Origin of the sequence: Streptococcus sp. NLN76 (assembly GCF_015686645.1) — a bacterium.
In the GTDB taxonomy this organism is placed as follows: Bacteria; Bacillota; Bacilli; order Lactobacillales; family Streptococcaceae; genus Streptococcus.
This window is the reverse complement of the sequence record NZ_JADPMS010000003.1, coordinates 40,819-67,461: the sequence shown is the minus strand read 5'-3', so window position 1 is coordinate 67,461 and position 26,643 is coordinate 40,819. Positions and strand designations below refer to the sequence as shown.

Below are 26,643 nucleotides of genomic sequence, written 5' to 3'. Positions count from 1 at the left end.
CTATTATACTTGATAATCCATTGGCGTAGTTGATAAGGAGATCTTAGTCCAAATTTTGAAGCTATTTCTAAAAGAGAACCTTCTCCTAATTTATAGGCTTCAACACAGCTAAGTTTAAACTCTGTAGTATAGCTTTGATTATGCTTCGTGGACTGTAGCCCTCCAGGACCCTGAGATTGATACATTTTAATCCATTTTCGAATAGTACTGCAATCAACACCATATTGAAGAGCTAGCTCGGAACTTGAAGCTTTACCTTCAATGTATTGGGTTACCGCTTTTAGTTTATCTTCAAAACTAATTTTACTTTTACGCGACATAATAAAAATCCTACTTTCGTAAACAGTACTTTATTTATTTGTACTGTCTACTCATGTAGGACTATATCACTTGTAACGAGGATTTTTTTCAAAAAATAAATCTAACAAGGCACATCGATATCGATAATCATCAAATTGTCTTACATCCAAATACTCAAAGTCAATCACTTGATTCAAAGATCTGGCAAATAAATCCAGAGTATTCAAATCAGCCAAGGCATTCAAGTTCAATAATTCATCCCGCGATAAGGTTAATGGAAAGTATAATACCACCGGACTATCGTAGGCATTCCGACACTGATTTCTAGCCCACCACTCTGCCTGCTTCTCATCATCCACAAAGAAGTAAACGCCATTCCCCAACCAATGATTCGAACGATTTCTGACCCTAAATTGTTGATCCATCATGATAGATAGAGCCTTTTTCTCACTCGTTCCATGAAAACAACCAAATATTATTTTCCGTTTCTCATTCAGTCCAACTCTTCTAACACCCATACTAGCAAAAACCTCCTATAAATCCAAACAATAGCATGACATCAATAAAAAATGCTCCGAGTAAAATAGATCGAAGCACACCTTTACTATCTATTCGGATATAAACTCAGCATTAACTTCAACATCTCAACAATCTAAGGATTAAGAAGATATTCGGCAATGACAGTTCAGAGAGGATTAAACAAGTTTCAATTTTTGAAAGAGTAGCCATCCTATATGAAGAAACCCAAAAAAGACAAGAGTCCTACCTTCTCGGACATCTTGTCTTTTTTCATTACTGAACTTTGGTGAAAGTTCCAGAGTAAGTCTCTGCATATTCATTTACGAGGCGGACTGTACCGTCTTCTGTATTCACGGAAAGTCTAGGTAAACCAGAGGTGTGGGCATCGTTGGCAAGAACACCTTCATAGTAAATTCCATCAAATGAGGCAAAGTTATTATCCAGATATAGATCTCGTGAGAGATGACCACGCGCTTCTTCAGGAATGTGGGAACCTGCAGCCATTTCTACATGAACATTCCCTGCTCCATCCACAATCAATTGGTTTCCATACTCATCTACCCATGTGCCAGCAATGGTTGAAAAATCTCCTGCCACCAATGTTGTCCCAGCATCTGCGATTGCAGCTTGACTGACTGGTGCATTTTCCACATCCGTAGCACCTGTTTCTGCAGCTGAACTAGCAGATACTGTTTTTGAATTCGAACCTGCTGCAGAATCTTGTTGAGTGCTAGCTTTAGAAGCCATTGAATTACTTGAAGTAGACGATTTTGATGCCGAAGACTGAATAGAAGTTGAAGAACTTTCAACAGATGTCGCATCCTGAGAATTTGAAGAACAACCGGCTAATAAGAAAGCTGCCATTAAGAAGACTGTATATTTTTTCATTTCATATCCTTTTCTCAACTAATTTATAGCGATATAGCGTCTTACGCCTGATCCAGAAATATAGCTTAACCAGCTATGACCTTCTGACTCAACTATTTTATCATAATTAACGGAGGAACCTGCATCATAATATGCAACGGTTGTTGCATTCATTCTTGGCTCATTTTTTATATATGATTGCTTAGTAAAAGTATAACTACCGCTATTTGGGAGATTAACTTTAGAAATTGATTCAGAATTTACTGGGGCACTTGAAGTTGATGAATTCCCAATTTTTTCAATAGGAATATAGCGGCGGTTACCTTGATAAGACAAATAACTAATCCATTTATAACCTTCTGCCTCTAATACACGATCATAGTTTACTGAATCACCCGCATCATAGTATGCAAGATCAGCTGAAGAAATCTTTGGTTCACTCTTGATATTAGATCTAACTTTAAATACATAATTTCCACTAGCTGGAATTGTTGTGTCAGTCACAGAGATTGAATCTGATTTACCAGATGATTGATTCTTAGATTCATTAGAAGATGACTGAGATACTTTTCCAACAGCAATATAATATCGTCCACCTTTATGGGAAATATAGCTAATCCAATTATGTCCATCCGCTACAAGAGTTCTATCATAATTTACAGACATTCCTGGTTCATAATATGCTACATCAGTAGCAGATAGTTTTGGCTCACTCTTAATAGGTGACCGTTCTGAAAATCTAAATGTACCACTTGAAGCAAGAGAAGTCTGTCCTTGATTATTAGACGCAGTAGGCTCAACCACAGCGGTATTTGGTTGAGTTGCTAAATCCTTGAAATGGATATAGCCTGTTACTGAGTTTGCTAAAATTCGACGTCTATTGTATGACTTACTCCAATTGTAATTATACTCCTCAATGATGACATAATTACGATCGATTGCAGCTACCCAAGCTACATGCCCATATGTACTATCTGAACCAAAAGCAGAAGGTCCAAACCATGCTACAGCTCCAACTGCGGGTTTCATATCTACGTAAGCACCTCGAGATTTTGCACTGTAGCCCCAATTACCTGCATTTCCTAAATACCCAACATTACTAAACCCATTTGTCTCAGCCAATCGAAATGCAACAAATGAAGTACATTGTCCAGAAGGATATCCCCAAGCATCATATGCCGTATTTTTCCATCTGTAGTTGTCCCCAATATAGGATGTGGAATTACTACGACGGAATGGACTCACACTAGACTTAACATTTCTTTCAGATGGTTTTTGATCCTCTGTAACCAGCTCTAGCCTCGGCATTTCCTCCTTAGTAACATGAGAAATCACCTTCGCACCATTTCTTACCTCGTCATTAGAACTGATATTGGAATTATCAATTTGTTTTTCCTGTTTCTTTTCAACTGGCAACTCCTCCAATAATTCAGATTCTTTTTTATCAGTATCCTTCACAATATCTACTTGTACATTCTGCTGTTGAGAGTCCGTTTTCTCCACCTGTACACTAGTCAGTTGTTCTTTAGACACAGACTCAACATTCACTACTAGTTCTTGCTGAGGAGAAGCGTCTACTTTAGATACAGAATCAGAATGGAGTGTGAGACTTTCTGTAACACTAGCGACTGGCTCAGAGTCTACCTCATCACCTTTTACAACACTAGGTGAACCAATTAAAAACAACCCTAGCAACGCGGAACATAAACCTACTGAATATTTTCTCAAAGAATATCTTTGTACCATATTTCCTTTAAACATTTTCATAATTCTCCTTCATTTTTTACTTTCCCAATGGGCTACATTTGTTTTCAATTAAGATACCCATAATCTAAAATAATTTGCTGTCCTCTTAAAGCCTTACTCTCATCTGACAATAGAAATTCCAAAAAATTACTTACATCGTCTGATGTAACATACTTTCCAATAGGCTGACGTATCTGAAGGCGACGCATCCAGGGACTCAAGTCAGTACCATCAGTATGAAAAAGAGGTATTAGTGAATTGATTCTATACTCGGAACTCATTGTAAATACCAAGTCTCTATAATTCTTTCTAATCTCCCGTTGAAATTGATCTATTATTTTTTCTTGTTCACTTGAAAAGTTTTCTGAATCTAAAATCAATAGAACAACTACTGATAAACTCGAATCAACATTTTCGATCGTTTTACTCAAAAAACTCGTCAAAGTTTTTAAACATAGGAATATCTCTCCCAGTCTATTGGATTCTTCTACCATGTCGTTTGAAAAATTAATCGAAAAAAATATTTTTGATATTGGTATCTTTCGTTTGCTAACAAATTCTTGAATACTATGACTATTAAATTCATAAGTTTCATCATTCAATATCAACACTTCTCCATACTTATAAGAATATTCATTGAAATATCTATTGACAAATGTATTTTTTGAACCAATTGAAATAATATTTCCTCGGCTAGTCAAATAACCCCTCCTTTTTTAATGCACTATGTACAGCCAGAGCATAAAAAGCAACATAACAATTCTCAAAACATCTATCTCCTTTAACTTTTTATAAACTTAGTATAAGCAATACAAAAAAAGAAGAACAGGACATTAATGTCACTATTCTTCTTTCTTCATAATGTATCGCAAACTTTACCTGACTCGAAATTGAATAAATGTCTATAAATAATTCACAAATCCTTTCTCATTTCACTCTCCAAATGATTCAAAAAAACTTGATCTCCAAAAACCTTCGCCATTACTAACGCTTCTGAATAAAGTTCTTTTGCTCGTTGAAGGTTATTTTCATAATAACGATAATACTTAGCCTTTGATGTCAAAATCAAAGGATAGTATGTATGCTGAGCAGTTAGCTCAACAAGACCCTCCATTTTTTCAGTAATCTTTAAAATATTATCCATATTACCACGAGCAACATGTGCACCAATCAGCAAGGAAAGGCAGTTTAATAGTTCTCGATTATAAAACTCATCTCCGTTACTTGTTTGATTCAAGAGATTTTCTTCTAGTTTCGTGAAATTTTCTAACTCATACTCCTTGTTTTGCCTACACATGAAATGGTAAGACAACAACAACAAATCATTTAAGTCATATATTTTCCTCAACAACAATTGTTTCTGATAATCTTCATAAAGTATGTCTGGAGTATCTGAACTCAATACCCCTCTACTCTCAATAAAATCCCAAATACGTTCAAGAATATCCAGAGAAAACAATTCCTCTTCAGGTAATAAATGATAGTAAGACTCATAGATTTGTTCTAATAACTGTCGTTTCTGTTCCAGTCGTTCCAAATCTCCATAAGTACTACTCTTAAATAATTTATACTTCAAATCAAAGTACTCGGCTGGGATATCCAACTTTTCTTCTCCTAAGAAGGTTGAGATATCCGCACCTAAAACGCGTGAAAGAAACTCAAGTTTTTCAAGTTTGGGTAGGGATTTTCCTGTCTCGATGCGGAGTAATTGTCTTACGGTTAGTTCTGCCTCATCCCCACAAAGGGCTTCGCGGCTGAGGCCTTGTTTTTCACGTTCTTGGCGGATTCTTAATCCTAATTCTTCTTTGTTAATCATACAAGTCCCTCCCGTTGTAAGTGTTTTCATACACAATTTATTATAGCATGAAAATTGCCAAATAACCACTCGGCTTTTTTAGCATCCATTTTCAAAAATCCCCAGCTGCTTTCAGCTAGGGATGGATGCACTCTATTCCTCTTCACGCGCAAATTGGCTTTGGTAGAGGTCATAATAGAAGCCTTGGTCGGCAAGGAGGCTTTGGTGGGTTCCTTGTTCGATGATCTGGCCGTCTTTGAGGACCAGAATTTTATCAGCTTCTTGGATGGTGGAGAGGCGGTGAGCGATGACAAAGCTGGTGCGACCCTGCATGAGTGTTTTCATGGCTTTTTGAATCAGAAGTTCCAGGCGGGTATCCACGGAGCTGGTGGCCTCATCTAGGATAAGGATTTTAGGATCCGCTAGGAGGGCACGGGCGATGGTCAGGAGTTGTTTCTGACCGAGTGAGATGTTGCTGGATTCTTGATTCATCTGCATCTTGTAACCACCTGGGAGGCTGCGAATGAAGTAATCCACATTGGCAGCTTTAGCGGCTGCCACGATTTCCTCATGGGTGGCCTCCAAATTCCCGAAGCGGAGGTTTTCCTCAATGCTGGCTTCGTAAAGCCAGGCGTCCTGCAAGACCATGCCGAATTGCCGGCGGTATTCTTGGCGGTCAATGGTGCGGATGTCTTGGCCATCGACTCGGATAGCACCGCCGTCTACATCATAGAAGCGCATGAGTAGGTTGATCAGGGTGGTTTTTCCAGCACCTGTTGGTCCGACAATCGCCACCATTTGTCCTGGTTCTACTTCAAGGTTAAAGTTTTGAATCAGCGGTTTATCCGCAGTATAGCTAAAGGAGACCTGGGCAAAGGAGACCCGACCGCTGAGGGGTTGGGCAAGAGCTTTTTCACCGGTTTGGTTTTCAGCTGGTTCATCCAAGACTTGGAAGATCCGGTCCAGAGAGGACTGGGCACTTTGGAGTTGACCCGCAATCTGGGTCAAGATTTGTACGGGCTGGCTGATTTGCCAGACATACTGGACAAAGGCCTGCATGTTTCCGATGGTCAAGCGGCCTGCCAAAACTTGGAGGGCACTGAGAAAGGCCACTACAACATAGGCAAAATCAGAGAGTCCGTGGAGGAGAGGGGCCATAAGGCCTGAGCGGAAGCTGGCATTGAAGCCGACTTCTTCTAACTCATCCACGATGTCCTGAAATTCTTCTACGGTCTGTTCTTCACGGCCATAGAGTTTTACAATCTGGAAACCTGTCAGGTGTTCCTGTACAAACCCATTCAATTTTCCCAAAATATTGGCTTGACGCTTAAAGGACGGTTGGGATAACTTGAGAATCTGGCTCGAAGTCAAGTAAGTGAGCGGAATCACCAAGGTCACCACAAGGGCTAGGGGCAGATTGATGGAATAGACCATGACCAAAACCAAGATAATGGTGCCGATGGCATTTACAATCTGCAAGAAACTTTGTTGGAGGGCATTGGAGACGGTCTCCACATCACTGGTGAAGCGGCCCAAAAGATCCCCGAACTGCTGGCGGTCAAAATAAGATACCGGCAGGTGGTTAACCTTGTGGCTCAATTCCTTGCGCAGGTCACGGACAGTGGCCTGCACCGCATTGGTCATAAAGTAGTTGGCATAATAAGCACCAACTGAATAAAGCGTTCCCCGAATCAGGTAGAGAACCAGCACCCAAAAGACATAGGAGACATTGAGACCGCTGGCCTTGCCTTGCGCCATATCCAGGAGATTCTTGGTCAACTCTGTAATGGCCAATCCCAGAACAAAGGGCTCCAAGACCGACATGACAATGCTCAAGACTTTGAAGGCCACTGCTAAATAAACACTGCCTCGGTAGGCACGAAGGTAGGACCACAGACGTTTAAAATTATTTTCTTTCATGCCTTACTCCTCCCCTCTATTCAGCTGCGAATTAGCAATTTCACGATAAATCGCATTGGATTCCATGAGTTCTTCGTGGGTTCCACGTCCCACAATCTCACCCTTTTCCAAGACAATAATTTGATCGGCGTCCATAATGGTTCCAACCCTTTGGGCAACAATCAAAACGGTAGCGTTCTGGGTCACTTCTTTAAGTCTGCGGCGCAAAAGGGCATCCGTCTTGTAATCCAGGGCCGAGAAAGAATCATCGAAAATGTAGATTTCCGGCTCCTTCACCAAGGCACGGGCAATGGACAAGCGTTGCTTCTGACCGCCTGACAAGTTGCTTCCACCTTCTGCTAGATGGGTCTCAAACTGGTCTTCCTTGCTTTGGATAAAATCCAAGGCTTGGGCCACATCAGAGGCAGTCACCAAATCTTCCTGATCCGCCTGGGAATTCCCGAAGCGGAGGTTTTCTGCGATACTTCCGGTAAAGAGCAGGGCTTTCTGCGGAATGAACCCAATCTTCTGCCGCAGAGCCTTGAGGTTATAGGAGCGAACATCGACTCCATCCACTAAAATGCGCCCCAAGGTCACATCAAAGAAACGGGGAATCAACTGCACCAAGGAAGACTTCCCAGAACCCGTTGAACCAATAAAGGCAATGGTTTGACCTGGCTGGGCCTTGAAGGAAATATCATGTAACACCGGATTTTCAGTTTCACCCGGATAAGCAAAGGTCACCCGGTCAAATTCCAAGTATCCCTTGGTTTCGGTTTCAGTTACTCCGTCTTCATTCGGCGAAATAGACAGAGGCATATTCATCACCTCTTGCAGACGGCGGGCTGATACAGCCGTCCGTGGGTAGGTCGTAAAGAGGTTGGCCAAGAGTAGGCAAGACAAGAGGGCATGGAAGCTATATTCAATAAAGGCAACCACGACCCCGATCTGAATCTGCCCTTGATTCAACGGATCCAAGGCAAACCAAACGATGGCCACGATCATCGCAATAATAATCTGAGCAAAAAGGGGATCGGTTAAACCCGTCAATTTGAACAAGCGATTGGAGTTGGCTTGGTAAATGTCATTCTCCTGAGCAAACCGATCCTCCTGAAATTCTTCCCGGCCAAAGGCCCGAATCACGCGCAAACCCGTCAAGTTTTCCCGCGCAAAATGGTTAATCCGGTCCAAACTCTCCTGTTGTTTCTCCGATAAAGGACGACTGGCTACCGCCACATACCAGATTACCAGCACCAAGAATGGGATAGAAAAGGCCACAATCCATGAAAGAGACGGGCTCGTCATAAAGACCATCACCAAACTCGAAAAGAGCATAATCGGCGTAATAACCCCAAATTTCAAGGTCTGATCCGCAAATTGCATCAGGGTAAAGGCGTCACTGGTAATCCGAGTGACCAAGGAGGAAACACCAATCTGTTCATATTCCTGATGCGAATAGTACTGAAGCCGTTTATAGACATCCAAACGCATATCGCGGATCATCTTATTGGTCAAGCGACTCCCGGCGTAGGTCTGCAAGAAACGCCCCAAAATTCCGACAAGGGCTGTAATAACCATTGTGATTCCCCAGAAGTAAATCCGTGACTCATCTCCCGCGACCACTCCCTGGTCAATCATTCGAGCCAAAAAAGTCGGTAAACCCAGGTTTACAATCACAAACAGAGAAGCCGCAAAAATATCTAGGGCCAGCAGCTGAGGGTATTTTTTCAAATAGTTCCAAATATAGAGCATAGTTCCTCCTTTCAAGCTAATCCTCACTGATAGAGGTATTATTCTATTCTAATTCTTTCTGAACCTGATCCAAAAACAGCAAAGCTTCCAAAGGAGTCATTTGGCTCAGATTGATTGTTTTTAATTTTTCCAGTAGAGGGTGGGGCTGACTAGGCAAGACTTCTGGCACTTGGAATAAATCCAATTGCCCCGTCTGAGGCTGAAACTCCTGATTTTCCAATCCATCCAAGATAACCTGGGCTCGAGCCAAGAGAGCTGGAGGTAGACCTGCAATTTTAGCCACATGGATTCCGTAAGATTGATCGGCAGGGCCAGGTTCAATCTTGTGGAGGAAGGTCACCGTACCTCCTTCTTCTAGTGTGGCAACGTGCACATTGGCCAGTCCCGCGAGATCCTCTTCCAATTCCGTTAACTCATGGTAGTGGGTTGCAAAGAAAGTCTTGGCTCCAACTTTATCATGGATATATTCAATCAAAGCTTGAGCTAAGGCCATGCCATCATAGGTTGCGGTTCCACGGCCCAACTCATCAAAGAGGATGAGGGACTGGGTGCTAGCATGCTGCACAGCCTGGTTGGCTTCCATCATCTCCACCATAAAGGTTGATTGGCCAGAAACCAAATCATCAGCAGCTCCAATCCTGGTAAAGATGGCATCAAAAATCGGCAAATCTGCTTCCTTAGCGGGAACATAGGAGCCTAGCTGAGCTAGGATAACCATGATTGCAATCTGTCGCATGTAGGTCGACTTCCCGCTCATATTAGGACCTGTAATCAACTGAATCCGGTCCTCTGCCGACATAACTAGGCTGTTAGGAACATAGGACTGGCGACCCAAGACTGCCTCCACCACCGGGTGGCGGCCTTCCAGTACTCGAATCTGACCTGTCTCATTAAAAGTCGGTTTGACCCAAAGCTGACTTTCTGCAACCGAGGCTAAACTTTGGAGAACATCGATACTGGCCAGGGCTCCAGCCAGACTTTGCAGCCGGGGCATATACTTGGCCACCTCTTCCCGAATCCGCATAAAGAGGTCATACTCTAACTGAGACGACTGATCTCGAGCCTCTAGGAGCTGGCCTTCAATTTGGGCCAATTCCTGACTTCCAAAACGCTCCGAGTTTTTCAAGGTTGCCTTGCGGTAAAAATGGTCAGGCACATGGCTAAGTTGGGACTGAGTGACATGGAAATAATAGCCATCCTTCCGATTGTAATCAATCTTGAGATTATTGATGCCCGTCGCCTGACGTTCCCGGCTTTCCAAATCCGCCAACCAAGAAGTTCCTTCCCGCAAGGCCTTGCGGTACTGATCCAAAACTGGATCAAATCCTGTCTTAATAAGGCCTCCATCCATGAGTTGATTTGGGGCCTGCGGATCGATAGCCGCATCAATCAAGGCATACAATTCCTCCAAGGGATCCAAACCTTGAATCAGAGGCTCTAAGGCTGACTGCTGCAAACTGGTCAGCAGGTGCCGAATCTGTGGCACCTGCCCCAAGGTCGCAGATAGCTGCAAGAGATCCTTGGGCAAGACCTTACCGAAGGAAACCCGGCTAACCAAGCGTTCAATATCGTAGACCCCTTTCAGACTCTCTACCAAGTCCTGGCGCTCAAAAAAGGCCTCTAACAAAATCGTCACCTGATTTTGCCGCTGCTCAATCTGCTTTCGATCCAGGAGTGGCTGTTGGATCCATCGGCGTAAGAGCCGCAAGCCCATGGCCGTCCGTGTTTGATCCAAGACCCCTAATAAGGAGCCCTGCTTCTTGCCACTCCGAGCATTCTCGGTTAGATCTAAGCTTTGTTTGGTCGCAAAATCCATCCGGAGAGAATCCGCAATTTGATAGACTTCAACCGGCTTCAAATGGTCCAGATCCCGCATCTGGGTCTGGTAAATATAAGCCAGCAAGCTCGCAGCAGCCGTAAATTCCAGCTCCTTTAAGCTAATCGGTAAGAGAGGACTGGCATCCAAGGGCTTGTCTACCCAGGAGACTAGGAGTTGCAGCTGCTGATTTAGAACCGCCTCTTGTTCCTCTGACACCTGGCCTGCCAGAACCACTTCTTTAGCCTGGAGATTTCGGATCTCACTCAAAACCAACTCCCAGCGATCCAACTGGGTCACCGCAAATTCCCCCGTAGCCAAATCCAAGTGGGCCAAGCCATAGGCCTGCCCCCGGGTATAAAGGCCAACCAAGAAATTGTTCTGGCCATCACGACTAGGGCCGTCCAAGCTAGTTCCTGGAGTCACTACTTGAACGACCTCACGTTTCACCACGCCCTTGGCCTGTTTGGGATCCTCCATTTGCTCAGCTATGGCTACCTTGTAGCCCTGTTCTATCAAAGTGTCAATGTACTGCTGGGCTGAGTGATAGGGAACCCCCGCCATGGGAATGGGGTCCTCCGCATTTTTATTTCGCGACGTAATGGAAATCTCAAGAATCTGCGCCGCTCTGGTCGCATCTTCATAAAAGAGCTCATAAAAATCCCCCATGCGGAAGAACAGAAAGGCATCGGGGTAATCTTTTTTCATATCGACATACTGCTGCATGCCAGGTGATAATTTAGCTTGACTCATAAGGCCTCCTCGACATAAGAGCGAATATCTTCTTCTAAACTGGCACCATCTTGACTGGAACGTGTCACCACCAAAAGGGTGTCAGCCCCTGCAATCGTGCCCAAAATTCGGCAATCGCCACTGGCATCTAGGCTATTGGCCAAAACGGAAGCCTCCCCCAATCCAGTATGCAAAACCAGGCTGAACTCAACCCGGTCCACTCTCTTCACATAGAGGGCAACATCTCCCAAACTCGTCTCAGGTCCCGTCCGCGGCAGGCGGTAAAAAGACGGACCTTGAGCTGGCATGTGGCGCTCCACCCCCAGCTCCTTCATATCCCTGGACAAGGTTGCCTGGGTCACCTCAATACCAGCTTCCTTGAGAGCAGCTTGTAGCTCCTGCTGCCGATGAAACCGCCGCTCGCTCAAAAGTTGTCCAATCAAATCCTGTCTATCTGCTTTTTTCATAGCTTTTCCTCATGCATTCTGTTTCAATTATAACAAATTTTTTATCAGCCTGTCCTTGTTGGATTTAAGTCCAGCCTTATGATAAAATAAAGAGAAAAAAGGAGAAATTATGAACCAAAAATCATTAGTGGCCCAACGGCTAGCGGCTCAAATTGAAAGCCTTGATGAAGCAGCCATTCTGGACCTTTTAGAAACCCCAAAATCTTCTGATTTGGGAGATATCGCCTTCCCTGCCTTCAGCTTGGCCAAGGTTCTTCGCAAGGCACCTGCTGTGATTGCCCAAGAAATCGCTGACGCCATTGACGCAACTGGTTTTGAAAAAGTGGTCGCAACTGGACCTTATGTCAACTTTTTCCTAGACAAGGTCAGCATGGGAGACCAAATTCTCCGTTCTGTCATTGAAGAAAAAGACACTTATGGATCTCAAACGATCGGTCAGGGACAAAATATCACCATTGACATGTCTAGTCCCAACATCGCAAAACCCTTTTCAGTCGGACACTTACGTTCAACCGTTATCGGAGATTCTCTAGCGAACCTCTTTTCTAAATTAGGCTACAAAGCTATCCGGATTAACCACCTTGGAGACTGGGGAAAACAATTCGGGCTTTTGATTGTGGCTTACAAACTTTGGGGGGATAAGGCAGCTGTTGAAGCCAACCCGATTGACGAGTTGCTTAAACTCTATGTCCGCATCAACGAGGAAATGGAAACCAAACCAGAATTGGACGAACAAGGACGGGAATGGTTCCTCAAATTGGAACAGGGCGACCAGGAAGCATGGGAACTCTGGGAATGGTTCCGTTCTGAAAGCTTGGTTGAATTCAACCGCATTTATGAACTTCTCAATGTCTCCTTTGATAGCTACAACGGTGAAGCTTTCTACAATGACAAAATGGATGAAGTCATTGAAATTTTGGAAGAAAAAGGCCTCCTTCAGGAATCACAAGGAGCTTCTATTGTTGATTTGGAGGAATTCAACCTCAACCCAGCTTTGATTAAAAAGTCTGACGGGGCTACCCTCTACATCACTCGTGACCTAGCAACTGCCCTCTACCGGAAACGGACTTACGATTTCGCCAAAAACATCTACATTACTGGGCACGAACAATCTGGCCACTTTGCTCAACTCAATGCCGTTTTGGAGAAAATGGGCTATGACTGGGTCCAAGACATGTCCCATATTCCTTTTGGCTTGGTAACGAAAAATAAGAAAAAATTGTCCACTCGGAAGGGCAACATTATCTTGCTCGAGCCAACCATCGTTGAAGCGATTGCACGGGCAGAAAAGCAAATTGCTGAGAAAAATCCAGATCTTCCAAACAAGGAGCAAGTGGCCCGTCAAGTTGGCGTAGGAGCCATCAAGTTCTACGATTTGAAAACCGATCGTATGAACGGTTATGACTTCGATTTGGAAGCCATGTTATCCTTCGAAGGTGAAACTGGTCCTTATGTGCAGTACGCCTATGCACGTATTCAGTCTATTCTACGTAAGGCAGACTATCAACCAGATCCAGCTGCTCACTATCACTTAGAAGACAGCGAAAGCTGGGAAATCTTGAAAATTCTTCAAGACTTCAGCCGCGTTATCGAACGGGCAGCTAACCAGTTCGAACCATCGATCATCGCAAAATATGCCATCAACCTGGCACAACACTTCAACAAATACTATGCCCACACCCGCATCCTGGAAGACAGCCCCGAACGTGAAAGCCGCCTAGCCCTCAGCTACGCAACCGGTATCGTTCTTAAAGAAGCCCTTCGTTTATTGGGAGTGGAAGCACCTGAACAAATGTAAAATCTGTAAAAGATGATTAAAAAGCACTTGAACTTTGAAAAATTCAAGTGCTTTTTTAGACTCCTTCTCAAGAGTGGATAATCAGCGGAATTAGTACCGCTAAGAGAGCTATGGTGGTCCCTATAGACCACAAGATGAACTCTCGTTTGATCTTGCGTTCACGCTCTAATTCATCAATTCGCGCAAGAGACTGTTCTTCTCTAAAGTTGGAAAACATGAGTTGGGTTTTGGTAGCCATATCATCGATCCGATCATTGACTCTTTCAAATCGTTCATTGATTTTTTCAAAGCCCAAATGGGTGAGTTCACGATTGTAGCGCAACTCATTTTGAATCGCATCAAATTTTAAGTCGATTTCAGCCTTGGTGTAGTAGTTGTTCTCCATATTCTTGCCCCCTTCTCTATCAAGAGCGGATAATCAGCGGAATTAGTACCGCTAAGAGAGCTATGGTGGTCCCTATAGACCACAAGATGAACTCTCGTTTGATCTTGCGTTCACGCTCTAATTCATCAACCCTTGCAAGAGACTGTTCTTCTCTAAAGTTGGAGAACATGAGTTGGGTTTTGGTCAATAGATCATCCATTCGGTCATTAACTCTTTCAAAACGATCATTTATTCTTTCGAATCGTTCATCAACTCTTTCAAATCGTTCATTGATTTTCTCAAAACCCAGCTGAGTCAGTTCGCGATTGTAGCGCAACTCATTTTGAATCGCATCAAATTTTAAGTCGATTTCAGTCTTGGTGTAGTAGTTGTTCTCCATGTTCTTCCCCCCTTCTCTATCAAGAACGGATAATCAGCGGAATTAGTACCGCTAAGAGAGCTATGGTGGTCCCTATAGACCACAAGATGAACTCTCGTTTGATCTTGCGTTCACGCTCTAATTCATCAATCCTTGCAAGAGACTGTTCTTCTCTAAAGTTGGAGAACATGAGTTGGGTTTTGGTAGCCATATCATCGATCCGATCATTGACTCTTTCAAATCGTTCATTGATTTTTTCAAAGCCCAATTGGGTGAGTTCACGATTGTAGCGCAACTCATTTTGAATCGCATCAAATTTTAAGTCGATTTCAGTCTTGGTGTAGTAGTTGTTCTCCATACTTTATCCTCCTCAAAAAACAAATTCATCCACTGATGACGGTCGACAAGGACTCTGACTACGATTTTCCTCCCCATAGGTAGGGAGTCTAAACTTCCTAGTTTTGTAGGTGGAACAGCATTTGGATTAGCTTTCAGAATGAGTCCGGTGACACCTTAATTGATTCAAGCTATTCCCGACAATTCGTACCCCCAGTATAATCCTCCATGTGACAAGAGTCAAGTATTAAGAGAGCATCTCTTACAATTCAAAAATCCAAATTCCAACTAAGGCTAACATCAATTGAACCAGTCCAATGACCAGAATATAGGAGCCATAGATTGGAGCATTTTTCATAAAAGTTCGCAAATCTAGTCGGAGACCAATGGCTGCCAGAGCCAACCATTCCAACCAAGTCATCAAACTTTGAAGGTTAGACGTTAAGGCCTCTGGTAACTCCAATAAGGTGTTTAGCAGACTCGCCAAGATAAACCCGTAGAGGTAATAAGGAACTTTTTTCAAGAGACAAGCCTTCTTGACTGCTCCCGCTTCTTTTTCTTTTTTCCAAAATTCAAGGAAAAAAAGGACAGGAACCAGATAAAGAATGCGGGTCAGTTTAAAGAGCATAGCCAAGGGAAGCACGGCCGGGGAAAGAAGGGTGGCCGCTGCAGCAACTTGCCCAACAGATTGCAGGGTACCGCCAATGAGAGCAGCTTGCTGTAGTTCTTGAAAATGGAGCAGAACAGCGGCTAGAGGGAAGAGAAACATGAGCAAGGTTCCCAAGAGATTCACTAGAACAATGGCTGTCCCCTTCTCCTGCTCGGAAACCTTGGTCATAGGTGCTAAAGCCCCAATCGCTGATGATCCACAGATGGCCGTTCCACCAGCCAACAATATCGACGCATCCTGCGAGAAACCTAGCCTCTGAGCCAGTTTATAACTAACTCCTAAAGATAGGATAAACACGAAGCTCACAAAAGCCACAGAGGGAATCCCCGTCTGGCTAAAATTTTTGGTATCCATGGTAAAGGCTAGAAGAATAATGGCATATTCCAAGAATCGACGTTCCGCCAATTTCGTTCCCAAGTTTAATTGGGGAGACCGAAGGAGCGTATTCCCCAGGATCATCCCCAGTACAAGGGTCAAGGGAGCAACTCCAACCAAGGGAATAAACTGAGCCAAAATAACGGCTAAGATTGTTACAAAAAGAGCGGCCACAAGGCCAGGCAGGTGATGGCGTGTCATACAATCCTTTCTAAAAACTCCCTCACCCCTAGCTTCCAGAGGAGGGAGAAAATAGTGCAACAGGTCTGGGAGACCTGTTGAATTTTATCCATTAAGCATGCAAGGCATGCAATCAATAAGTTTATCAAAGAGGCTTGACAAAGTCAGATTTTGAAATCCAATGAGTATAATAGACTATGAACTTACAAAAACTTGTTCATCACCACTCTCATCATTCACAAAATGGGGAAACGAACAAGTTTTGGAATTCCTTAATCCTGAAATCCATTGGGGTTCAAGCGCTGCCACTTCCAGGCATGACGACACATCTCTTCCAGTCCGAGTTGGGTCTCCCAGCCCAACTCTTCTCGAGCCTTAGTGGGGTCTGCGTAACAGGCAGCGATATCGCCGGGTCTCCGAGAATAAATCTGATAAGGTATTTCCTGACCAGCTGTTTGGCTAAGACCTCTAATCATTTCCAAAACGGAATAGCCTTGACCAGTCCCTAAATTGTAAACAGATAGGCCTGATCCTGTTGCCCATCGTTTCATTGCTGCCACGTGCCCCCGGCTAAGGTCTTGGATATGGATATAATCCCTCACACCTGTTCCATCAGGAGTGGCATAATTATCCCCAAAGACCCGAACATGGTCACGTAATCCACAGGCAACCTGAGTGATGTAGGGAACTAGGTTATTGGGAATTCCTTGGGGATGCTCTCCTAAACGTCCACTAGGATGGGCACCAATGGGATTAAAGTAACGGAGAATGACCAGATTCCAGCTTCCATCAGCAGCAAATAGATCTCGAAGAATCTCTTCACCCATAAGCTTGGTTCGGCCATAGGGATTGGTAACAGATAGAGGGGCTGTTTCTGTCAAGGGCAGTTCTTGGGGATCCCCGTAAACGGTGGCAGAGGAGGAAAAAATGAGGTTTCGGCAGCCAACACTTTGCATGACTTCCAGCAAATGAAGCAGGCCTACAAGATTATTGTCATAGTAAGCCAGGGGTATCTGTGAAGATTCCCCAACTGCCTTAAAGCCAGCAAAGTGAATAACCCCTGTCACCTCTTCTTTTTGGAATATCTGCTCTAGCAGACCCTTATCCCGCACATCTCCTACATAAACAGGGAAAGCCTGGCCGGTCAATTCCTTGACCACTTCCAGGCTTTTGGGATGCGAATTGCTGAAGTTGTCTAAGACCACCACTCGATGGCTGGTCTCCAACAACTCTAAAACGGTATGAGAACCGATATAACCGGCCCCACCTGTCACCAAGATTGTTTCTGCCATCCGCTCTTCCCCTTCCCTTATTTCTTCTTATCGCGGTTTCGACGTGAATTGCTTCGTTTTTCTTTATTTCTCTTGGATTTTTTCTTTTCTTTTTGAGTTTTTTTTCCGTAATTTCCGTAATCACCGTAGGAACCGTAAGCACCATAGCGCTCCATATTGGTGTCCACCTTGTTGAGGATCACACCAAGGAAAGGTGTTCCGGTTTGCTCCAATTGCTCCACCGCTTTTTCAACAGCACGGCGTTTATTAGAACCCGACTCCACCACCAAGATAGTCGCGTCTCCTTGTTGAGTGATGATCGCCGCATCAATAACCATCCCAATCGGTGGAGTATCAATGATGATATAGTCATAGTACTTGCGTAAAATACCAATCATCTTGTTAAAGTTCAGGCTTTGCAAGAGTCCAGTCGGGTTTGGAGAAACCGGACCAGATTGAATGACATAGAGATTCTCAATGTCTGTATCACAGAGCCCTTCCGATAAATCGGTTTTTCCTGTCAGATAGTCTGTCAAACCTGTGATTTTATCCCGCGTTGAAAACACACCAGACATCACACTGTTCCGAATATCCGCATCCACCAGAAGAGTTTGGTAACCAGACCGAGCAAAAGCAATGGCCAAGTTCACGGAGGTCGTTGACTTCCCCTCTCCAGGCTGTACGGAACTAATGGAGATGACATCGATGCTGTCACCACTCAACTGAATATTGGTTCGTAGGGCGTTATAGTATTCTTCGGTTTTTTCCGCATCCTCTCGACGCGTCCGATTTAGTTTTAATGTTGGCATACAGCTAGCTCCCTTACTTTAGTTTGGCAAAATCTGGCACTACACCCAAAAGGGTCAAGCCCATCATCTCTTCCACATCTTCTGGCTTCTTCACGCGGTCATCCACGATTTCTGCAACCAAAATAATCACAACCATCAAGGCTCCTCCGGCTACAAAACCAAGGAGAACATTGCGGCGAATGTTTGGTGAAACGGGCTGGCTGTTAACTTGTCCTTCTTCCAAGGTCGTTACATCAGACACGCGAGTAACTTCAATGATCTTATCCGCCGCTGCTTGACGGACGCCATTAACAATCCGCGCGGCTTCTTCAGCTGATTCATCTTGTACACTGATCGATACAATCCGCGTATCTGCCGGCACCGTTACGTTGATTTTAGAGGCCAACTGAGAGGTTCCCATGTCCAAACCGAGTTCAGATACAACCCGGCTCATCACATCTTGGGAGAGAATGATTTCTTTGTAGTCCTTAACCAGGTAACTACCGGCCTGAAGGTCTTGGTTGGTCAAACCCGGATTGTCTTGTTGCTGGCGGTTCACCACGTAAATCCGAGTTGTACTTTGGTACATGGGAGTGGCTACATAGAGGCTATAACCCAAGGCCATAATCGCCACGAGCAAGGAGAAGAAGAGGACCAAAAACTTGCGTTTCCAGACGGTACGTATCAAACTAAGCACGTCCACTTCCACTTGGTTATTTTGCTTTTTCATGAGTTCTCCTATATAATTTCATCTTCTAGTAACAATTCTTGATTGGTGATAAAGAGCCGATGCGCTCGCTCCAAGCCATAATTTTTCCGAATCAGTTTATAAGCCTGATCCATGTATGGAGGCCGTTTATCCAAATTGTGCATATCGCTTGCGACAAAATGGACCAAATCTTGGTCCAAAAAGAAACGAGCCCTTTTCTTCATGAATTTGTACTTATCCCCAAAGAGCTTGGGAGGAAGTACGGACGAGGAATTAATCTGCATGTAGCAGCCCATATTAATGAGTTCCTTGACCTTGTCAGCATCCATATCCAAGGCATGGTAGCGTTCAATGTGGGCCACCACAGGAGTAATCCCTAATTGCAGAATAGCTGAAAGGGCCTTATGAATGTCCCGGTAGGGCGTGTCCATGCTAAATTCGATTAGGGCATATCCAGTCCCACCTAGAGTAGGAATGGTCCGCTCTTCTAATTTTTTCAAAGCATCTGAATTGAAATAAATCTCGGCACCATAAAGAATGGTGAATCCAGGGCCAATTTCAGATTCTAAGGCTTTGATCTGCTGAAAATTTGTCTCAAACTTATCTTCCGGGGTATCAAAGAGAGCCCTACGACGATGCGAGGTCGCAATGACGGTTCGAACACCTTGGCGATAGGATTCTTCCAAAAGATCCCTGGTATCTTCGAGTGTCTGAGCCCCATCATCCACATCAAAAATAATGTGTGAGTGAATATCAATCATCTTATTGTCCCTCCAAAACTGCTTGGATTTTGGATTTGGCATTTGCTAGGCTATCGGGGTTAATCTCCATGACATAGAGCTGGGAACCTGGCATGGCATAAGATGGTTTGTCCATGGTTCCGGTTCCTTCAATTGCCTGTGACTCAATCTGGTATTGACCACCTGATTCCAGCTGGCTGTTCATCAAGGTCATCATGGTTTCCAAACTCATGTCGGTTTGGATAGAATCCTGCAGACCTTGAATGATTTGTGGGTAGTTTCGTAAAGCCTCGGTGGACATCAGTTTGCGCAAGACAGCTGCAATAACCTTTTCTTGGTTCTTACCACGATCGTTGTCTCCACCATCAAGGCCATAGCGCTCCCGCACAAAAGCCAGAGCTTTATCTGAATCCAGATGAACAGTGCCAACTGGAAATTCATAGTTCCCATGAAGACTGGTAAAGGCTTGATCGTTCTCCACATCGACCCCTCCAACCAAGTCAATCAATTTGAGGAAGGATGTGAAATTGAGGCGGACATAGTAATTGATTGGTATCTCATAAAGATTTTCCAGCGTGTGGATAGAGGCATCCACACCGTAAATACCTGCATGGGTTAATTTATCTGGCTGGTTGTTTCCCCCATCTGCAATGGGAACATAGGAGTCCCGAGGAGTAGTCGTCAAGAGAATCTTCTGGGTCTCACGGTTAACGGTCATCAAAATATTGACATCTGAGCGAGATACAGAAGTGATGGGCCCATAAGTATCAATCCCACTGACATAGATGGTGAAGGCTTGAGCATTCGGGTCTTGACGACCTGTCTCCAACTTCCGTCTTACCTTCATGGTGTAAAGAGGAGTCAAATTGTCCTGGAAGTTTGGATACTCACTTTCGATGGTATCGGCAAAAATACTATTGACGACAATGGCCTGTGCTTGACCTTCTTGCAATTGCTTATAAGCATCTACGTAAGAGGATGAGGTATCGAAATTTGGAGTCACCTGCTTTTTCGCACTTAAGTCTTCCTGCAATTTCGTCACGTTATCCCGGTCGGTATCCATTGGTGCTAAAATTTTCTCCACCTGACTAATGTCCTTACGGTCACTGTCTTTAGGAACATAGACGGTCAATTCATACTCTGTGTAGTTGGCCTGATGATTGAGGCGCGTGGAAAGACCTACCAACTGTTGGACCCCAATCGAAGCCAATCCAGTTGACACCAATCCGACTACCAAAACTAGCGTTACCCAAACACGCCCAGGGAAACGCAAAAGCACCCAGAATAGAATTCCTAGAACTACTATGGCCAGGAAGGACAACATCAAATTAACATGGTAGACCGCTAAAATGTTATAGCGAATCACACTGTAAATCAGATAAGCGGATAGCAGAAAGACCAAGCCCCATAGGAACCAGTTGACGATTTGCAAAACAGGGTTGGACCTAACCCGATTTCTTCTACTTCTTGACATCTTTTCCTTTCGGAAACCCAATGGGCTCCATCCTTACTTTTTTCAAAATTCTTACACTCCCGCCCAGATTTCATACCCGGTAGCGGTCGTAACCAATCCAAAAATGGATTCCGTTCGAAGGTGGTCACTCCCATCCTCACTTATCTTGCAAGAAAATCTGACCACTCTTCAATCTCTCCTATTATACCACAAATCCTGATTTGTCAAGCTTTCTAAACCAAAAAAGAGGCCAGCGGCCTCTCACAGTTATCCCTCTTTTTGCTGGGACTGCAATTTTTTCATTTTTTCAAGCAAGGCTGCCTTTGAAGTTGGTTTTGCTTCCTGTTTTCGTGCTTGTTTTTCATGGAAGCGACGAACCTGAGCCTTGCCCTTATCATCTAATTGATATTTACCCATCGATATCACTTTCTTTCGTAAAGTTTGAATTGATTCAAATCTGTCTCAATCTCAGAGTAGTTGGTCGACAGCTCTCGCTCCACCTCATCCAAGAGCGGTTGAGACTGATTAACCACCACGTAGCGCGGCCGGCCGCCTTCCAAATCATTAGTCAGGCGGATTTGATTTTCCGGTAAAGCCAAATAATAATCCGGACTCAAAAGTGAGGACGCCGACCACATCTCCACCTCCTGGTACCAATTAGCCCGGCTATCCCAAGCATAGAGAGTATCAGAGCGATCCGCCTCCGCTTGGATATAGGATCGCAATTCTTGACGTTCCTCTTGCACCTCGGCTTCTCCAATAGTTCGAATGCCTAAAGGAAGAAGAACTAAAACAGTTCCCAAGAGTAGGGGAAGGTAGAAAAGGGTGGCGACATACTTCCGGAATAGGGGACGTTCTGTCTGAGCTTTTTGGTGCCGTCCATGTTGGACACCTGCCTGCAAGCGATCAAAGAGAAAAATTTGGATCAGCCAGAAATAGACTAAACCTGGCAATAACTGGTGGAAACCAAATTCAGCCTGACTGCTGGCCACAAGCCAGGTAGCCAAAGACCCCAGGACACCAAGAGGGAGGAAAAAGAGCCCTTCTCGGGTCCGGGGCGCCTGCCGCAGACCCCACAAACCAATTGGAAGACCTAAGCCCAATAAAACCAAGAAATAGAAAAGAGCTGGTTGCCAGAAACTAGCCATATGGAAATTCATGGTCTGCCAGATATAAGAACCTTGATTCAAAGCCAACCCAAAGGTTCCATTAAAAACTGTCACATAGCCTAAAGGATAAAAGACCAGCGAAAAACCAATCAAGCCGGATAGGAGCTGGGAAACGCCCACACCAATCTGACGCTGTCGAAGATTGTGATAGGTTAGGTAGAGGAAGTTGATTCCAAAAAAGAAAGTCCCTACAAACGGATCTATCATCACTACAATAGACGCCAAAGCACCATATCTAAGAAAAATCTTATTCCCTACTTCTCCTTGGGAAATCTGCAGTAAAGTCTCTAGTGCTACCAATAAGAGTGGAAGGGTAAAAAGAGGAGCATAGAGACCGCCAAATCCCAAAATCAATGTCAAGAAATAAAAGAAATGGGTGGAGGCCCCAGCAACGTGTTGATTCCCTGTTAGGTTATAAGCGAACCGATAAGCCTTACGTCCACTGATATAAAAGAATACAAACTGAAAGAGACTTAGGAGAGCTGCTCCCTGGTAAAAGGAACCTAGCCATATCAAGAGGTAAAATAAAATACCTGCAGTTCCATAAAAGTTCTCATAGACCATCTGCCCTTGCTGAAGGGCCCAGCCCCCATACAGGATTTGCTCTTGCAAATTCGTCGCTAGTTGAGTCAGGAAAGGATTGGCCACACTAAAAAAGGCCAGAAGGAAGCTCCAAATTAAGGGAGTTACAAAAGGAAGTTGAACATTCTCTTTTGATTCCCGGTTGGATCGCTGATAAGACCGCCGGTCTCCTCTAGATTCCATGATTTGTTCCGTCATCGTATTCTCCTTTTTCATTCCTCTCTAGTATACCAAAAAAGAAGGGAGGCGGGCACCTTCAACTGAAAATCCCTCCCTTCTTTATCACTTTTTTTACAACATAGGAGCAAAAATCTGCACTATTTCCTTGATCAAACGTTGGTACCAAACCGGCTTGATAGTATGATCCGTAACTTCAATAGATTCATCAAAAATACTTTGAAAATCCTGACGCATAGCCTCTAGACTATTGGTCTGGTACATGAGCACCGCATTTTCATAATGATGTACTAGGCTACGGTAGTCAAAGTTAATGGTTCCCACTACTCCTAGATGACCGTCCACTAAGACATTTTTCGAATGAACAAATCCAGGTTCATACTCAAAAATCCGGACTCCCGCACTCCGCAAGTCAGGATAAGCTCCCCTCGTTACGAGTTGAATAACCTTTTTATCTGGAATATATGGTGTCACGATGCGGACATCTACACCCCTGAGGGCTGCATTTTTGATATCCTCAGTCAAGTCGTAGTCCATAATCAGATAGGGAGTGGTGATGTAGACATAGTCCTGGGCCTGGGTAATTAAGTTTTGGTAAACTTTTTTTCCTACCTGCTCCTTATACATAGGCTTTGGTCCAGAACCATACGGAATGTAATAGCCCTGCCCCTCTTCTTTTTCTTCTAGGAAATGATAGCGATCAATGTCTTCCAGCTCACCTCGGTTAATGTACCAGTTCGTGAGGAAGAGGCGAACCATAGCTTGAACTGCGTCACCTTGAAGTCGAATTCCGCCATCCTTCCAATGGCCAAAGCGAAGGCGCTCATTGATATACTCATCCGCTAGGTTGACTCCGCCGGTATAGGCAATGTGGCCATCAATGACCAGAATTTTACGATGGTCTCGATTGTTGTAGGCCACGGTCATGCGGGGAATGACCTTATTAAACTGGTAAGCCTCAATACCTTGATCACGCAACTGGCGGGCATAGTTACCTGGAAGGGTAGCCATACAGCCAATGTCATCATAGAGGAACTTGATCTCCACCCCCTGGGCTGCCTTTCGCTTGAGAATATCCAAAATCTGGTCCCACATAATCCCTGGTTCCACGATGTAGTACTCCAAGAAAATAAACTTCTCTGCAGCTTCCAAATCCTGTAAGAGGGCCTGAAAATAGTCCTCACCTAATGCAAAGTAATCAGACTGAGTCCCTTTGTAAATGGCCGAGCTAGGGTCAATCTTCAAAAGGGCTTGCATAATCCCCGCCACTGATTGATTTTGCTCTCGCACCTCATCCAGGCTTTCCTGTGATGCGGGTACAAAGAAATCATACTGTCCAATCGTTTCTAATTGCTGAATCTCCTTGCGAGACAGACGGCGCTCCCCGAACATGATATAGAGCAGGGGACCAAGTACTGGCAAAAGGGCTACTAAGAGCCAAGTAGCTTTGCTATCAGGGGCCATATTACGGTTAAAAATGGAAATAATCGTGGCTATTGTGATTAAGAAAATCAAACCCAGCCAAATATAGGGAAACATACGGCCGAAATAAAAGAAGGCGGCTAAAACCAAGGTTAATTCCGCCAACATGATTGCAACACTAAAACCATATTTCCACATGATTAATCGTAATTTACGCACACTTCTTCCTCTTTATCACTTATCCTGTTCGCTTAAAGACCTTCTCAGCCTCCAGCTCCCCATCATAATCATATTCAATATCTTGGATGTAAAGTTGATGGTTCTCCACACGATAGAGCATGTACTCTTCGTCCACCATCATGCCTTCAGGATCAACCACCTGGACCTGACGTACAATTTTATTCCCAGCACCATCGTCCGAGATCAAGGTCCCTTGACCATCTTTCATGGTCAAATGGTAGTTTTCATCTTCCGTTGAAGCTGCATAGGTTCCATCCAGGTTTTCCGGAATTGCCAATACCGTCTCTTCTTCAACCGGTTGCTCTTGACTGGATCGTGCCGAGCAGGCTGTCAATCCTAGGGCAACCAACAACGTCAACCCTACGGTCAGCCATTTCTTGGACATTCTGCTACTCCTAATCTATTTTCTCCCATCTAGTATACACCATTTTTACCAAAATGTTAGCTAATTTACTCACTTATCCAACCTTTACGCACCTGACCGACAAAATGTAAAGAACCTGTAATAAAGATTGGCCGCCTTTCCTCTTCCCGGATAAAGGTCGCTATCCCTTTTTCAAGCCGGTCCAGCCCTAGGAAAGATCCATCCTCTAACCCTCCATCAAAAGGAACAAGATAGTAGCTTGCATGTGGTAAGTGCTGCCGTAAATAAGCGACCATCTCCTGGTAATTTTTTCTTGGTAAAAAACCTAAAAGGAAGATCGGCGTGTCCCAGGCCTGGGCCTTTATAAACTCGACCAGGCGCTCCAAGGCTGGCACATTGTGGGCCCCATCAAGGTAAACTCCCGATGCCAACAGTTCCAAACGGCCCGGCCACTGCACACGCTCCAGCGACCGTCGCATCTGAGCCAGGTCAAGGTCTTGTCCCCTGATTCGAGCCCAGCGAAGGGCAGCCATCAAGGCTAGGGCTGCATTCTCTCTCTGATAAGCCCCCGGCAGACTCAACTTGAGTTCTTCCAAGGTCAACCCACTCGTCCAGAAAGTCTGGTCCTGCCACACAAAATCCTGACCAAAGCGGAAAATAGGATTCCCAAAACGAGCCACTTCTTCTTCAAAAACTAGCAGCAAGTCTGCGGACAGCGGGCCCAAGAGCAACTCCTGCTCTGCATTCACAATCCCTGCTTTCTCACACGCAATCGCAGTCAAGCTAGACCCCAGGAGTTCCTGATGATCCAAGCCAATAGAAGTGATGAGAGCCAATTCACTTTCCACCACATTAGTCGCGTCATGGCGACCGCCAATCCCAACCTCTAAAAGTGCCACATCCACGGCCTCCTCCGCAAAATAGAGAAAGGCCACACAAGTCCACAGCTCAAAATAGGACAGAGGCCCCAACTGCATCTGAGCCTCCACCTCCTGCAGACGCAGGGCCAACTGAGACAAACGCTCCAACGGAAGTACGTGTCCATTCAAGCGCACCCGTTCCCGCATATCTTCTAAGTGCGGAGAGGTAAAAGCGCCCACCTTATAACCCTGGTCCAGCAACAGTTGACCTAAAATCGCCTGGGTTGACCCCTTGCCATTTGTCCCCGCAATCTGGATACTCGCAAACTGTCGCTCAGGATGGTCCAGAAGTTCTAAAGCTTCCAACAACCGCTCCTGACCCTTATGAAAATTCAGTCCAATCCGACTATCAAACCAAGACTCTAACGCCTCCAGATTCATGATTAGAACCCCCTTTTCTAAAACACTCCTGAAACAAATTAGCTGATCGGTCCATCAATATACAAACCCGCTGGCCGAAACTGGAATAGCTACTCCCTCCAGCATCCATCCGATCCTCGTTATTCGAATACAGAAAAAGCCGAGGCAAGTACCTGCCTCGACCCCTACAAATCGTTTTTCTCTTCAGTTTAATTGCTTTACCTAGCTTCTTTCAAGCTGGCTGGTATACTCTTTTAGTTTATCTTTTATTACTGTGTTAGCTCGTCTTGCCGTACTTTAGTACTGCCTGCGACTCGCTGCCTTGTACTAAAAGCAAACTAAAAGACTATAAAAAGAGATTGGGGTGAGTCTCAATTTCATGTCAACCCCTGAAAATGTCCGCAGGACCTGAGCCAAGCCTTCATTTCCGGTCGGCTGGTGAAACAGTCACTT

Annotated in this window: 25 protein-coding genes; 1 reads left to right on the top strand and 24 read right to left on the bottom strand. The window is 44.5% G+C overall.

What is annotated here, in order from left to right; genetic code table 11:
• The 10 genes from I1A59_RS01220 to I1A59_RS01175 form a co-directional block, all read right to left on the bottom strand.
• On the bottom strand, positions 1–320 hold a 320-nt coding region (locus tag I1A59_RS01220; protein ID WP_196091006.1), incomplete at its 3' end, for a helix-turn-helix domain-containing protein.
• A 66-nt stretch (positions 321–386) separates the two neighbouring features.
• The gene (locus I1A59_RS01215; protein ID WP_196091005.1) at positions 387–818 is read right to left on the bottom strand and encodes a hypothetical protein; all 432 of its coding nucleotides are present in this window, start codon (positions 816–818) and stop codon (positions 387–389) included.
• A 274-nt stretch (positions 819–1,092) separates the two neighbouring features.
• Positions 1,093–1,707 carry a DUF6287 domain-containing protein gene (locus I1A59_RS01210; RefSeq protein ID WP_196091004.1) on the bottom strand — a complete coding sequence of 205 codons (615 nt, stop codon included), beginning with the start codon at positions 1,705–1,707 and terminating at the stop codon, positions 1,093–1,095.
• An 18-nt stretch (positions 1,708–1,725) separates the two neighbouring features.
• On the bottom strand, positions 1,726–3,453 hold the full coding sequence (locus I1A59_RS01205) for an SH3 domain-containing protein (protein WP_196091003.1): 1,728 nt from the start codon (positions 3,451–3,453) through the stop codon (positions 1,726–1,728).
• Positions 3,454–3,497: 44 nt separating this feature from the next.
• Positions 3,498–4,133 (bottom strand): hypothetical protein, encoded by a 636-nt coding sequence (locus tag I1A59_RS01200; RefSeq protein WP_196091002.1) that lies wholly within the window; start codon positions 4,131–4,133, stop codon positions 3,498–3,500.
• 212 nt (positions 4,134–4,345) lie between these two features.
• Positions 4,346–5,248: an XRE family transcriptional regulator gene (locus I1A59_RS01195; RefSeq protein ID WP_196091001.1), complete on the bottom strand. Its 903-nt coding sequence runs from the start codon at positions 5,246–5,248 to the stop codon at positions 4,346–4,348.
• 132 nt (positions 5,249–5,380) lie between these two features.
• Positions 5,381–7,147 carry an ABC transporter ATP-binding protein gene (locus I1A59_RS01190; protein WP_196091000.1) on the bottom strand — a complete coding sequence of 589 codons (1,767 nt, stop codon included), beginning with the start codon at positions 7,145–7,147 and terminating at the stop codon, positions 5,381–5,383.
• 3 nt (positions 7,148–7,150) lie between these two features.
• Entirely contained in the window at positions 7,151–8,878 is a 1,728-nt protein-coding gene (locus tag I1A59_RS01185; RefSeq protein WP_196090999.1) for an ABC transporter ATP-binding protein, read from the bottom strand.
• Positions 8,879–8,921: 43 nt separating this feature from the next.
• Complete coding sequence (gene mutS / locus I1A59_RS01180; RefSeq protein ID WP_196090998.1) at positions 8,922–11,447, bottom strand: DNA mismatch repair protein MutS; 2,526 nt, start codon at positions 11,445–11,447, stop codon at positions 8,922–8,924.
• Entirely contained in the window at positions 11,444–11,893 is a 450-nt protein-coding gene (locus tag I1A59_RS01175; RefSeq protein WP_196090997.1) for an arginine repressor, read from the bottom strand. Before I1A59_RS01175 ends, mutS begins: the two co-directional genes overlap by 4 nt.
• Before the next feature lie 109 nt (positions 11,894–12,002).
• Between I1A59_RS01175 and argS the strand changes: the two genes are divergently transcribed.
• Complete coding sequence (gene argS / locus I1A59_RS01170) at positions 12,003–13,691, top strand: arginine--tRNA ligase (protein WP_196090996.1); 1,689 nt, start codon at positions 12,003–12,005, stop codon at positions 13,689–13,691.
• 67 nt (positions 13,692–13,758) lie between these two features.
• Here argS and I1A59_RS01165 read toward each other — a convergent pair whose 3' ends face one another.
• The 14 genes from I1A59_RS01165 to I1A59_RS01100 all read right to left on the bottom strand — a co-directional run bounded on the left by I1A59_RS01165 (position 13,759) and on the right by I1A59_RS01100 (position 26,211).
• Positions 13,759–14,076 (bottom strand): hypothetical protein, encoded by a 318-nt coding sequence (locus I1A59_RS01165; RefSeq protein ID WP_196090995.1) that lies wholly within the window; start codon positions 14,074–14,076, stop codon positions 13,759–13,761.
• A 19-nt stretch (positions 14,077–14,095) separates the two neighbouring features.
• Positions 14,096–14,455 carry a hypothetical protein gene (locus tag I1A59_RS01160; protein WP_196090994.1) on the bottom strand — a complete coding sequence of 120 codons (360 nt, stop codon included), beginning with the start codon at positions 14,453–14,455 and terminating at the stop codon, positions 14,096–14,098.
• Between the two features lie 19 nt (positions 14,456–14,474).
• The gene (locus tag I1A59_RS01155) at positions 14,475–14,792 is read right to left on the bottom strand and encodes a hypothetical protein (protein WP_196090993.1); all 318 of its coding nucleotides are present in this window, start codon (positions 14,790–14,792) and stop codon (positions 14,475–14,477) included.
• A gap of 240 nt (positions 14,793–15,032) precedes the next feature.
• A complete protein-coding gene (locus tag I1A59_RS01150) occupies positions 15,033–16,016 on the bottom strand; it encodes a putative sulfate exporter family transporter (protein ID WP_196090992.1) in 984 nt (327 codons plus the stop codon).
• Between the two features lie 251 nt (positions 16,017–16,267).
• Positions 16,268–17,287 (bottom strand): UDP-glucose 4-epimerase GalE, encoded by a 1,020-nt coding sequence (gene galE / locus I1A59_RS01145; RefSeq protein WP_196090991.1) that lies wholly within the window; start codon positions 17,285–17,287, stop codon positions 16,268–16,270.
• Between the two features lie 17 nt (positions 17,288–17,304).
• Positions 17,305–18,075 carry a tyrosine-protein kinase gene (locus I1A59_RS01140; RefSeq protein ID WP_196090990.1) on the bottom strand — a complete coding sequence of 257 codons (771 nt, stop codon included), beginning with the start codon at positions 18,073–18,075 and terminating at the stop codon, positions 17,305–17,307.
• A 13-nt stretch (positions 18,076–18,088) separates the two neighbouring features.
• Positions 18,089–18,784, bottom strand: coding sequence for a Wzz/FepE/Etk N-terminal domain-containing protein (locus I1A59_RS01135; protein WP_196090989.1), 696 nt, complete (start codon positions 18,782–18,784; stop codon positions 18,089–18,091).
• Positions 18,785–18,792: 8 nt separating this feature from the next.
• Entirely contained in the window at positions 18,793–19,524 is a 732-nt protein-coding gene (gene cps4B / locus I1A59_RS01130; RefSeq protein WP_196090988.1) for a capsular polysaccharide biosynthesis protein Cps4B, read from the bottom strand.
• Between the two features lies 1 nt (position 19,525).
• Positions 19,526–20,977: an LCP family protein gene (locus I1A59_RS01125; RefSeq protein ID WP_196090987.1), complete on the bottom strand. Its 1,452-nt coding sequence runs from the start codon at positions 20,975–20,977 to the stop codon at positions 19,526–19,528.
• A 246-nt stretch (positions 20,978–21,223) separates the two neighbouring features.
• Positions 21,224–21,373 carry a hypothetical protein gene (locus I1A59_RS01120; RefSeq protein WP_196090986.1) on the bottom strand — a complete coding sequence of 50 codons (150 nt, stop codon included), beginning with the start codon at positions 21,371–21,373 and terminating at the stop codon, positions 21,224–21,226.
• A gap of 5 nt (positions 21,374–21,378) precedes the next feature.
• The gene (locus I1A59_RS01115) at positions 21,379–22,905 is read right to left on the bottom strand and encodes a hypothetical protein (RefSeq protein WP_196090985.1); all 1,527 of its coding nucleotides are present in this window, start codon (positions 22,903–22,905) and stop codon (positions 21,379–21,381) included.
• A 93-nt stretch (positions 22,906–22,998) separates the two neighbouring features.
• Positions 22,999–24,504, bottom strand: coding sequence for a cardiolipin synthase (cls, locus tag I1A59_RS01110; RefSeq protein ID WP_196091009.1), 1,506 nt, complete (start codon positions 24,502–24,504; stop codon positions 22,999–23,001).
• A gap of 40 nt (positions 24,505–24,544) precedes the next feature.
• On the bottom strand, positions 24,545–24,931 hold the full coding sequence (locus I1A59_RS01105) for a hypothetical protein (protein WP_196090984.1): 387 nt from the start codon (positions 24,929–24,931) through the stop codon (positions 24,545–24,547).
• Between the two features lie 65 nt (positions 24,932–24,996).
• Complete coding sequence (locus tag I1A59_RS01100) at positions 24,997–26,211, bottom strand: Mur ligase family protein (RefSeq protein ID WP_196090983.1); 1,215 nt, start codon at positions 26,209–26,211, stop codon at positions 24,997–24,999.
• Positions 26,212–26,643 lie beyond the last annotated feature (432 nt).